We start from the raw sequence: 11,988 nt of genomic DNA on the forward strand, positions 1-11,988 counted from the left end.
TGTGTTTAAAGAAATTAGAGGTCGGTGATTAGTTTGAAGGAGTTTTTGAAAGTATTTTTAGTAGCTTTAGTTGTGTTTTTGATTGCAATTGGGGCAGGGGTTGGTGCGTACAAATTTTTTGCACCTGAGAAAAAAGCAATTGTAAAAGTGGAAGAAAAGCCTATAGAAGAGGTTATTGAAGTTGAAAAGGTGGAAGAAGTTGTTCCAGAAAAAACACCTTTAGAAAAAGCTATAGAAAATAGTGAGAGAGTAAATGCAGTTTTTATGGGGATTGAAACGGAGAACCGTTCAGATGTGATTATGTTTATAAGTTTTGACCCGGAAACGAGCAAATTAGATGTAATTTCTATTCCAAGAGATACATACTATTACGAAGCAGGTCATGAGAGTGCTGGTCAGAGAAAGATAAATGCAGCTTATGGACGAAGGCGAGAAGAAGGTGTCGAGGACGCTGTAGAAAATATACTAGGAGTTCCTATCCATTACTATGCGAGTATAAAATATTCTGGTGTTAGAGCCATAGTTGATGCTATAGGTGGTGTAAAGGTAAATGTACCAGTTAGAATGTTGTATGATGATCCAACAGATAACCCGCCATTGCACATTAATATTCAAAAAGGTACACAAGTACTAAAAGGGAATGATGCAGTAGGATTTTTGAGATATAGGCATGGTAATATGGATCCTGATAGAGATGGAGTATTTCTTGGTGGATATCCAAATGGAGACTTAGGAAGAGTTAGAGCACAGCAAGCTTTTGTAAAATCAGCTATTCAGCAAGCTTTATCTCTAAAGTTTTCATCGGTAGTTAGAACTGCACTTCCTTATGTTAAGACAAATGCAGGTATGAGTGAGATACTTTTTTATCAGGAAAATTTATTGGGAATTACTTCTGATAAGATAACGATGGGAACTTTACCTGGTGATGCGAAAATGATGACATATAGCGGTGAGAGACTGTCTTACTTTGAAGCAAGTGAATCAGAAATAGAAAAACTTGTAAAGAAATTGTATGATGTAAAGTAGCTTAATATAATTTATTATAAAAAGTGCTAATGTATTGGTTATTAGTTTACCAATGCACTAGCACTTTTTCGTTATGAGATACATTTTGTTTTTTATTGTTTAACTAAATTATTTGCAATTTTATTCACATCGCCAGCTCCGATTGTTATAAAAACGTCGTTTGGTTTGAGATAAGATTTGGCATATGATGAAATTTCATCAAAAGATGACATTTGCATTATTTTAGAATCTGGTGAAAGTGCTTTAATTTTATCCACCAAATCTTTGCTAGATACTCGTCCGTCATTAACTTCTCTAGCGGCATATATATCAGTTATTATTAGATTATTAAATTTAGCTAATATATTTGCGAAATCATCTATCAATGATAAAGTTCTAGTATAGGTATGTGGCTGGAAAACTGCTAGTATATTTTGGTGCTTAAAAGAAGCCAAACTATCAAGTGTAGATTTTAACTCTGTCGGATGATGAGCATAATCATCTATTATTAGAGCACCATTGCATAAACCTAGTTGTTCAAAACGCCTATGAGTACCAGTAAAATGTTCTATACCTTCAACAATCTTATTTATAGGTAATTCAAGACTGTAACAAAGAGCTATTGCGGCTAAAGCATTTAAAATATTATGAGTGCCGAAAACTTTAAGTTGAACGTTATATACTTTGTTATTATATGAAAATTTGAAATTTGGATATCCAAAATCGTTATGATTTATATCAAATGCTTGGAAATCTGCATTTGAATTTATTCCAAAGGTTATACAATTAGGATTGTTTGATATTAATTCTGCAGAATTGACATCATCAGAATTTAATATGAGAGCACCTTCTTTAGGATGTAATGCAGCATAATTTTTGAAAGTAGATTTTATGTGATCTATGCCTGAAAAATAGTCTAGGTGATCTTCGTCTACATTTAAAATAATACTATGTGTTGGCGAAAAGTCTAAAAAGTTTTCTTTATATTCACATGCTTCGGTTAGTATCCAATTTCCGCTACCTATTTTTAAATTTCCATTTATATTTTTTAAGAAACCACCTATTAAAATAGTGCTGTCTGTATTTAAATGTTCTAAAATAGTAGCAACCATACCTGTAGTAGTGGTTTTTCCATGAGTACCTGCTACGGTCAATGATTTGTCATAAGATTTCATGAGAAGACCTAGAAATTCGGAACGAGACATTAATGGTAAATTGTCTCGTTTTGCGGCAACAAATTCAGGATTGTCGTCACCAATAGCAGAAGTATATACAACTAAACCTGGTTCATCGATGTTGGAATCATCGTGTCCATAATATATTTCTATACCTTTGGATTCTAACCAATCGGTAGTTTCAGAATGAGATCTATCAGAACCAGAAATGATGCAGTTCTTATCTCTCATTATAAGAGCTAGAGCACTCATGCTGATTCCACCTATACCTATAAAATGTATTTTTTTTAATGTGTTGAGATTCAAACAAACCCCTCCTCCAAATATTGAAAATTAATTGATAATAACATAATTATAGCATATAGTAAATGGAAATTAAAAAGTATAAATGGTGAAAATATCCGAAAATAAGACTTGATATTATATCATTTTACGAATAAAATAATATTAATAGTAAAAAACATTCGTAAAATGGGAGTGTGACGATGAAAAGAAATCAAAGAATAGGTGCTATTATGAATATTTTAACTACGCATCCTAATAAAGTTTTTAGTTATAATTATTTTACAGAGAAATTTGAAGCTGCAAAAACGTCAATTAGCGAAGATATAGTCATTGTAAAGGAAACAGTGGGCTTATTGGATTTAGGTGAAATACAAACGTTGCCAGGTGCTGCTGGTGGTGTAAGGTACATACCAAGTGTAAATGAAGAAGAAGAAGAAGATGTAGTTCAGTTGATTGCAGAAATGCTCAATAGTAAAGAGCGAATACTTGCTGGAAATTTTATATACATGGTAGATATGCTTTATAATCCTATATTAGTAGCTAGAATAGCTAAAATTTTCGCAAATCAATATAGAACAGCAGATCTAGATTATGTTGTAACTGTTGAAACTAAGGGGATACCCCTTGCATTTGAAACAGCAAGATTGTTAAATGTACCACTTGTTATAATAAGAAGGAATATAAAGATTACTGAGGGGGCAACTGTTAATATAAATTATGTAAGTGGCAGCTCTGGCAATATTCAAACGATGTCTCTTTCAAGGAAGGCTATGAAAGAAGGTGCAAGAGTATTGGTGGTAGATGACTTCATGAAAGCTGGAGGTACGGCTAAGGGAATTGTAGAGATGATGAAGGAATTTAAATCAGAGGTTGAAGGTATATGTGTGCTCATGTCAACTGCGGAACCAGAAATAAAATTGGTTGATTCTTACTACTCACTTTTGACTCTTGAGAAAATAGATAATCATAATGGAGAAATATATATAAAAGCTGGAAAAGAAATTGTACAAGGGTAATTAAGCCCTTGTTTTTTTGTAATTTTATTACACGTAATTTGTTTGAATCATTTTTTACTGGGTAAATTAGAGTTGGATGTATAAAATTTACAGGAAAGGAGTCTTTTGAGTTCAAAAGATATAAAAAAGATTAATTTTTTGTAAAAAAAAAGAAGGATTTTTGAATTTTGTGAAGAATTAATTAAGTGAGGAAGCAGCATTGCGAGACAGAAAGGTGGTGAGTTATATGAAGGTCACAGATGTAAGAGTTCGTAAAATCAATAACGAGGGCAAGATGAAAGCTATAGTTTCTGTTACATTCGATGAAGAGTTCGTTGTCCATGATATAAAAATCATAGAAGGACAGAATGGTCTTTTTATTGCGATGCCAAGTCGAAGAATGGCAGATGGAGAGTTTAGAGACATAGCTCATCCAATTAATTCTGAAATGAGAGCTAGAATACAAGATATTGTATTTGAAGAGTATCACAAAGAACTTGAAAATTCTGATTCGGAAGAAGTTAATGAAGAAGCAATAGAAGCAGAATAGAGATAAAGCCAGAAACTGGAAGGAATTATGCCTTTCAGTTTTTTGTATTTTGTAGGCTATAATTCTTTTTATTTTAACTAGAAATGTGATATAATGCATAAGGAATTTAAAAAAAGGATCATTGGAGGCGCCGAGAATGATAAAATCTGTTATACTTGCAGCTGGTGAAGGAACTAGAATGAAATCGAAGCTGCCAAAAGTTATGCATGAGGTGTGTGGAAAGCCAATGTTATTTCACATATTAGATGTAGTTAATAAATCAGGAGTTGAAAAGAATCTTTTGATTTTGGGACATAGTAGAGAAACTATAGAAGATATGGTTAAGGCTGAATATAAAGATGTAATAGCTAAAGAACAGCCAGTTGGAGATCAATATCCATATGGAACGGGATTTGCGGTTAAGCAAGCAATAGATGAAATAGATGACAAGGATCAAGTATTGATATTGTGCGGAGATACTCCTTTATTGAGTCAAGAGTCAATAGAGGGAATACTAAAATTTCATACTGAGAAAAAAAATGATTTGACGGTTATGACTACACTTTTAGAAAAGCCATTTGGATATGGAAGAATAGTCAGAAATGAAAGAGGTATAGTTAAAGGGATCGTTGAGCAGAAAGATGCTAGTTTGGAACAAAGAGAAATTAGAGAAATAAATTCAGGAATTTTTGTTGTTAGAGGACAGCTTTTGAAGCAAACACTATCTATGCTTAGTATGGATAATGCTCAAAATGAAATGTATCTAACGGATATAGTTAGATTGGCCTTTGAATTAGATCAGAGAGTTGAAGGATATATTTTAGGAAATGCTGAAGAAATTTTGGGCGTAAATACTCGTGTCCAATTAGAACAGGTTCAACAGATTATGAGACGTAGAATTAATGAGCAGCACATGCTAAATGGAGTTGAATTTATAGATGCGAGAACGGCTTATATAGATAAAGATGTCAAAATAGGACAGGATACAACTATTTATCCGAATGTTATTTTGCAGGGGACTACGACTATAGGTGATGATTGTATAATTGGAAGTCAGACTAAAATAGTAGATTCTGTTATTGGTGATAGAAATGATATCCAATCAACAACTATACTTTCTAGTACTGTTGAAAATGATAACAGTATAGGTCCATTTGCATATTTAAGACCTAATAGTAAGGTTGCATCTAATATTAAAATTGGAGATTTTGTCGAAGTTAAAAATACGACTATAAAAGATGGTAGCAAAGTTCCACATCTTGCTTATGTTGGAGATGGTGAAATTGGAGAATCATGCAATATTGGTTGCGGGGTGATTTTCTGCAACTATGATGGCAAAAATAAACATAAAACCAAATTAGGAGATCATGTCTTCATAGGTAGTAATTCTAATTTGGTAGCACCTGTTGAAGTTGAAAGCTATGGATACGTTGCAGCGGGTTCAACAATTACAAACAAGGTTGAAGAAAGAGATTTAGCTATAGCTAGGGCAAGACAGGTAAATAAGAAAAACTGGGTAAAGTAAAATGGGATACTATTTTGCACACCCCAGATGGTGCAAGGTAGTAAGTGACGTTGTTTTACGACACATTCCATGAGATAAAATATTTTAGGAGGCGTTCACATGTATTCAGAAAGTAGTACTTTGAAAGTATTTACTGCCAACGCAAATGTAGAATTAGCAGAAAAAATTTGTAAAGAGTTAGGTGTAGAAGTAGGGAAGGCAAGTGTTTCAAAATTTAGTGATGGAGAGATTGCTGTTGATATTTTTGAAACTGTTAGAGGGGCAGATACTTATATTGTTCAACCAACATGCGAACCAGTAAACGATAATTTAATGGAGTTGCTTATACTAATTGATGCATTTAAAAGAGCGTCAGCAGGTAGAATAAATGCTGTAATTCCTTATTATGGTTATGCTAGACAGGACAGAAAAACAAAGGCAAGAGATCCAATTACGTCTAAATTAGTTGCTGATATTATAACTACAGCTGGAGCAGACCGTGTTATTTGTATGGATTTACATGCATCACAGTTACAAGGCTATTTTAATATCCCTGTAGATCATATGAAAGCAACACCAATATTAGCGAGACATATAAAGGAAAATTATAATTTGGAAAATGCAGTAGTTGTATCGCCTGATATCGGTGGAGTAAGACGTGCGAGAAATTTTGGAGCTATATTAGACTTACCTATTGCTATCATAGAAAAAAGACGTCCTAAGGCGAATGTATCAGAAGTTATGAATGTAATTGGAGATATAGAAGGTAAGGATGCGATAATAGTAGATGATATAATTGATACTGCTGGATCTATGACAAAGGCAGCAGCAGCACTCAAAGATCTAGGAGCTAAAGAAGTATTTGCTTGCTGTACTCATCCAGTACTTTCTGGACCAGCCATAGAGCGATTAGAAAATTCTGTTATCAAAAAATTGATAGTTACAGACTCAATAAAATTGCCAGAAGAAAAAAAGATAGACAAACTAGAAATAGTTTCTGTAGCACCGCTATTAGCAGAAGCTATCACTAGAATACATGGGAATAAATCAGTAAGTACTCTTTTTGATTAAAAATATATTGCGATGGAGTTTTAAAGTTTAGAAATTTGGGAGTGAGAATGTGTATTTAGTAGTAGGATTAGGAAATCCCGGTAAAAAATACGAGTGGACTAGACATAATGTTGGTTTTAACGCTATAGACTATTTATCTGACAAGTGGGGTGTGTCAGTTAAAACATTAAAGCATAAAGCGTTGATTGGAGAGCATAGAATTAATGGTGAAAAAGTTTTACTTGTAAAACCTCAAACTTTTATGAATGCAAGTGGAGAATCATTGCGCGAACTTAAGAATTATTATAAAGTGCCAATAGAAAATATAATTGTTATATATGATGATTTAGATTTAGACGTAGGCAAACTTAGAATTAGACCTTCTGGAAGTGCCGGCACGCATAATGGGATGAGGTCTATCATATATCAACTTAGAGAAGATCAATTTCCAAGAATTAGAATTGGAATTGGTAAGCAAGCTGGAGATATAATTCATCATGTTATGGGAGAGTTTTCTAAAGAAGATAGAAAATTAGTAGATGATATGATAGAATTGACAGCAGGAGCGGTTGAAATGATAGTAACAAAAGATGTTCAAACTGCGATGAATAATTGTAATCGAAAGTAAATTATAGCCTAGGCTTCGGGTCTAGGCTATTTTTTCGTCGATAAAAATCATGAGAATTTGAGAAACGGAGGCAGAAAATGAGAGATTTGTTGATAGATCAATTAAAAAACATGAAAGTATATAAAGAGCTATTGGAAGATATAGATAAAAAAGCTTCACCTATCGCATTGTACGGGATTCAAGATGAGAACATAGCTCATATTCTCTATGCATTAAAGAAACATCAAGATAAACCCGTTTTTATAATTACTTATGATACTGCAAAAGCTAGAGCTCTTAGAACTAGATTAAATGATTTGAAAAAAGAAGGCTCAAGTGAACTGAGATATAAAGAGCTCATATATTATGATATAGTTGCAACTAGTAGAGAAATAGTATATGACAGAGTTAAATTTTTAAATGATTTAATTGAAGGAGAAAATAAAATATACATAGCATCTATAGATAGCTTGATGATGCCAGTTCTTAAAAAAAGAAGATTCGAGGAATCGATTTACGATGTAGAGATTGGGAGTGAAATAGATTTAAAAAGCTTTACTAATCATTTGAATTTATTGCACTACGAGAGAGTCGAACGGGTTGAACAATGTGGACAATATAGCATTCGAGGTGGAATTGTTGATGTCTATTCACCTCAATATGATGATCCTCTTCGAATAGAATTATTTGATACTGAAGTTGACTCTTTAAGATTTTTTGATTCAAGAGACCAGAGAACACTTCAAAATGTTAGTAAAGCAAAAATTATACAAGCTGGTGAAATAATTTTATATCCAGAAGAAAAATTAAAAATAGCTCAAAAAGTGAGAAGAGATTTAGAAAAAATAAATGCAGAATTAGATGATGAGCTGTATAAAGAACGAATAAATAAGAAATTCATGAATATAATTGAACGATTGGAACAAAATATTGCATTGCCAAATCCAGACATACTGTTGCCGTATATTGGAAATTATTTAGAATCAGCATTTTCATATATAATTGAAAATTCAATGGTGATATTAGATGAATCATCTAGAGTTAAACAAAGGTATGAGGATAAAAGAGAGTCTTATTCTCAGAAGTTTACAGAGTGGTATCAGCAAGGCGAAATTATGAAATCTCATACGAAAATTTTTAAAACTTACAAGAAATTCATAGAGGGTTTACAAATATATTCTATTATTACAATGTCAATGTTATCCAAATCAGACGATTTATTTAGACCCCAAAAGATACACACTATAGTTTCTAAAGAAATTGTATTTTATAATCACAAAATGGACTTGCTCATAAATGATTTGAAAAAATGGCAAATACGAGGTTACAAAGTCATTATTGCAGCAGGTAATGTACAAAAAGCCGAGAGGATAGATGAGCTTTTAAATGAAAATAAAGTTGCACATAGACGTGTAAATGAAATAAGTGAATCGATACAAAGTAGCGAAATAGTTATTGTTCCTATAGGTATAGAGAGAGGTGTAGAGTATCCTGAGATTAAATTTGTATTAGTGAGTGATCGTGAAATTTATGGAATTCATAAAACAAAGAAAAAGAGAAAATCAAGGGATAAGAACAGAAAAAAAATAGATACATTTACTGATTTGAAAGTTGGGGATTTTGTGGTACATGAATCCCATGGTATTGGTAGATATATGGGAATTGAAAAACTCGATATACAGGGTATAATAAAGGATTATATGGAAATACAGTATTCGGGTGAAGATAAGTTATTTGTACCAGTTGATCAGATGGATTTGATTCAGAAATATATTGGTGGAGATAGTTTAAAACCAAGAGTAAATAGATTAAATAGCACAGAGTGGCAAAAGACTAAAACTCGTGCTAAAAAAGCTATTGAAGATATGGCGGATGAATTAATTGAATTATACGCTAAAAGAAAAGCTGCTCGTGGATATCAATTTTCATCAGATACAAATTGGCAAAAAGAGTTTGAAGATTTATTTCCTTATGAAGAAACTGATGACCAGTTGAGATGTATAGAAGAAATAAAAGGAGATATGGAAAATCAAAAAGTTATGGATAGATTGCTCTGTGGTGACGTTGGTTATGGAAAGACAGAAGTCGCACTAAGAGCCGCGTTCAAAGCTGCAATAGACAGTAAACAAGTGGCTATATTAGTGCCAACGACAATATTGGCACAGCAGCATTACAATACGATATCAGAAAGATTTAGAGATTACCCAGTAAAAGTTCAGATGTTAAGTAGATTTAGAACAAAGGGGCAACAACGAGAGATTATGAATGGCGTAAAGAATGGAGAGGTTGATATAGTTGTTGGAACACATAGAATTTTATCTGATGAGCTAAAGTTTAAGGATTTAGGGCTGCTTATAATAGATGAAGAACAAAGATTTGGTGTAAAACACAAAGAAAAGATTAAGCAATTTAAAGCCAATATTGATGTACTAACACTAACTGCAACTCCAATACCTAGAACACTTCATATGTCGATGATAGGAGTTAGAGATATGAGTGTTATAGAAGAGCCACCAGAAGAGAGAATTCCGGTCCAATCTTACGTTCTGGAATTTAATGAAAATGTAATAAGAGATTCTATACTTAAAGAGATAGACAGAGATGGGCAGGTTTTCTATGTATACAATAGGGTTCAAGGTATAGATGAGATAGCGAAAAAAATTCAAGAAATTGTTCCAGAGGCTAGAGTTGGTATAGGTCATGGTCAAATGGGCGAACGTGAGCTTGAAAATGTAATGATAGACTTTATGAATTATGAGTATGATGTACTAGTAGCTACTACGATAATAGAAACAGGCTTAGATGTATCACGCGCCAATACTATGATTATACATGATGCAGATAAAATGGGTTTATCTCAGCTTTATCAGCTAAGAGGTAGAGTTGGAAGGTCAAATAGAATAGCTTATGCCTATTTTATGTATGAGAGAAATAAATCGTTAACAGAAATTGCAGAGAAACGACTTAAAGCTATAAAAGAGTTTACTGAATTTGGTTCTGGCTTTAAAATTGCAATGAGGGACTTGGAATTAAGAGGTGCAGGGAACTTGTTGGGTTCACAGCAATCAGGGCATATGGAGTCTATAGGTTATGAACTGTATGTGAAATATTTAGAAGAAGCTGTTAAAAAGTTACAAGGTATAGATGTGAGAGATGATATTGAAACAGAAGTGGATTTCAATGTGGATGCATATATACCGAAAAAGTATATAGATGATGAAATATTAAGGGTTGAAACTTATAAGAAGATAGCAATGATATCTGATCAAGAATCATATGAAGATATGCTTGATGAATTGATAGACAGATTTGGAGAGTATCCAAGGGCTGTTTCTAATCTTCTCAAAATAGCAAAAATAAAAGGTATGTCAAATAAAATGGGCATTGTTAAATTGCAACAATTGGAACCGTATTTAATAATACATTTTAAGAGTGGGGAAGCATTGACATCAGAGGTAGTAAATGAGCTTGTTATGTGTTATAGAAATAAAATTGCATTTGATGCTTCAAGTGAACCAAAACTTAAATTTAGGTTGAAAGCTTCAACTCAGAAAGAAATTTTAGCTGGGGTAGAAGAAATTGTAAATAAATTGTCTGTTTTAATAGAGTAGAGTTTGCGATATAATACTAGACATGGAGAAAGAAAAAGGAGAGAGGTACTTTGAAAAAGAAAATTATAGGACTTATGATTGTAGCAATGTTAGCTAGTGTTGGAACTATGGGGTGTTCTTCTCAAAAGACAGAGCAAACTAATGATGTGGCAGCTGTAGCGGTAGTTGATGGAGAAAGTATTACAGAGAATGAATTTGATGCATATGTTGAGTTCCAGAAAAAAGGAGCAGAAAGTAGTGGGCAAATAACTCCGGAGATGTGGACTGAGAATGCTGGTAAGGGAAAAACATTTGAGCAAGAGCTTAAAACTGCAACGCTAGATTACATGGTAACACAAGAAATACTTCTTCAGGCAGCAGCAGAAGCTAAGATTGAAGTTAAAGATGAAGCAATGAATTCAGAACTTGAAAAAATCAAATCAAGTTTTGAAGATGAGTCACAATACAAAGAGTATTTAGAAAAAATGGCAATAACAGAAGATTACATGAAAGAGTTAATTAAAAACAGACTTATAATCAATCAATACTTGGAAAGCAGTGTTGTTGTTGACGATGAAGGATTAAAAGCATACTATGAAGAGAACAAACCTTATTTTGACAAGATTCGTGCAAGTCATATTTTGATAAATGTAGAAAAAGATGAAAATGGAAATTTAGATGAGACTTCTAAAGCGAAAGCTTTTGATAAGATTACAGATATACAAAAAAGAATTGCAGATGGAGAAGCGTTTGATGTGGTTGCAAAAGCTGAATCAGAAGGTCCTTCTAAAGATGTAAGTGGAGACTTGGGCTATTTTGGAAAAGGACAAATGGTTAAAGAATTTGAAGATGTAGCATTTGGTCTTGAAACAGGAGTTGTAAGTGAGCCAGTTCTTACTTCGTTTGGATATCATTTGATTAAAGTTACAGATAGAAAAATGGATTTTGAAAGTAACCAATCTGATGTAAAGAATTTGTACACTCAAAAAATGTATTCTGAAAAAATGCAAGAGTTGTCGGAATCGGCTAAAGTTGAAAAATTAGCATCTTTTGAAAATGTAGTTGAAGAGTCTAAAGGGGCAGAAGCTACTGAAGCATCAGAAGAAGCTAAAACTGATGAAAATGCAGAAAATGAAACAAAAGCTGATGAAACATCAGAAAATAGTGCTGAATAATAATTTTCTGAATTTAGCCCTTTCGTAAAGGAAGGGCTTTTTTATAGCTAATATTTGTATTAGAGAACATAGT

9 protein-coding genes and 1 pseudogene are annotated in these 11,988 nt (G+C 32.8%); 9 read left to right on the top strand and 1 reads right to left on the bottom strand.

The genetic code is table 11. The features are described 5' to 3' along the window. The first annotated feature begins 24 nt into the window (after positions 1-24). Entirely contained in the window at positions 25-1,026 is a 1,002-nt protein-coding gene (locus N4A40_04710; protein ID MCT4661143.1) for an LCP family protein, read from the top strand. A gap of 92 nt (positions 1,027-1,118) precedes the next feature. On the opposite strand, the gene murC is transcribed toward N4A40_04710, so the two are convergent. Further along, positions 1,119-2,486, bottom strand: a complete 1,368-nt coding sequence (gene murC / locus N4A40_04715) for a UDP-N-acetylmuramate--L-alanine ligase (protein MCT4661144.1) — start codon at positions 2,484-2,486, stop codon at positions 1,119-1,121. 179 nt (positions 2,487-2,665) lie between these two features. Between murC and purR the strand changes: the two genes are divergently transcribed. The 8 genes and pseudogenes from purR to N4A40_04755 all read left to right on the top strand — a co-directional run bounded on the left by purR (position 2,666) and on the right by N4A40_04755 (position 11,915). Continuing rightward, on the top strand, positions 2,666-3,481 hold the full coding sequence (purR, locus tag N4A40_04720; protein MCT4661145.1) for a pur operon repressor: 816 nt from the start codon (positions 2,666-2,668) through the stop codon (positions 3,479-3,481). A gap of 226 nt (positions 3,482-3,707) precedes the next feature. Next, the gene (gene spoVG / locus N4A40_04725; GenBank protein ID MCT4661146.1) at positions 3,708-4,010 is read left to right on the top strand and encodes a septation regulator SpoVG; all 303 of its coding nucleotides are present in this window, start codon (positions 3,708-3,710) and stop codon (positions 4,008-4,010) included. Between the two features lie 136 nt (positions 4,011-4,146). Then, positions 4,147-5,514: a bifunctional UDP-N-acetylglucosamine diphosphorylase/glucosamine-1-phosphate N-acetyltransferase GlmU gene (gene glmU / locus N4A40_04730; protein MCT4661147.1), complete on the top strand. Its 1,368-nt coding sequence runs from the start codon at positions 4,147-4,149 to the stop codon at positions 5,512-5,514. A 99-nt stretch (positions 5,515-5,613) separates the two neighbouring features. Next, on the top strand, positions 5,614-6,564 hold the full coding sequence (locus N4A40_04735) for a ribose-phosphate pyrophosphokinase (GenBank protein MCT4661148.1): 951 nt from the start codon (positions 5,614-5,616) through the stop codon (positions 6,562-6,564). 49 nt (positions 6,565-6,613) lie between these two features. Continuing rightward, on the top strand, positions 6,614-7,171 hold the full coding sequence (pth, locus tag N4A40_04740; protein MCT4661149.1) for an aminoacyl-tRNA hydrolase: 558 nt from the start codon (positions 6,614-6,616) through the stop codon (positions 7,169-7,171). Between the two features lie 77 nt (positions 7,172-7,248). Further along, positions 7,249-10,761, top strand: a complete 3,513-nt coding sequence (mfd, locus tag N4A40_04745; GenBank protein ID MCT4661150.1) for a transcription-repair coupling factor — start codon at positions 7,249-7,251, stop codon at positions 10,759-10,761. Between the two features lie 44 nt (positions 10,762-10,805). Then, positions 10,806-11,276, top strand: a pseudogene (locus N4A40_04750) (SurA N-terminal domain-containing protein). A 12-nt stretch (positions 11,277-11,288) separates the two neighbouring features. Then, positions 11,289-11,915 carry a peptidylprolyl isomerase gene (locus N4A40_04755; protein MCT4661151.1) on the top strand — a complete coding sequence of 209 codons (627 nt, stop codon included), beginning with the start codon at positions 11,289-11,291 and terminating at the stop codon, positions 11,913-11,915. Positions 11,916-11,988: the final 73 nt, after the last annotated feature.

Source organism: Tissierellales bacterium (genome assembly GCA_025210965.1).
Lineage (GTDB): Bacteria > Bacillota > Clostridia > Tissierellales > JAOAQY01 > JAOAQY01.

Coding starts and splice junctions, on each gene's coding strand:
- purR (MCT4661145.1), top strand. CDS start 2,666: ATGAAAAGAAATCAAAGAATAGGTGCTATTATGAATATTTTAACTACG.
- mfd (MCT4661150.1), top strand. CDS start 7,249: ATGAGAGATTTGTTGATAGATCAATTAAAAAACATGAAAGTATATAAA.
- spoVG (MCT4661146.1), top strand. CDS start 3,708: ATGAAGGTCACAGATGTAAGAGTTCGTAAAATCAATAACGAGGGCAAG.
- glmU (MCT4661147.1), top strand. CDS start 4,147: ATGATAAAATCTGTTATACTTGCAGCTGGTGAAGGAACTAGAATGAAA.
- N4A40_04735 (MCT4661148.1), top strand. CDS start 5,614: ATGTATTCAGAAAGTAGTACTTTGAAAGTATTTACTGCCAACGCAAAT.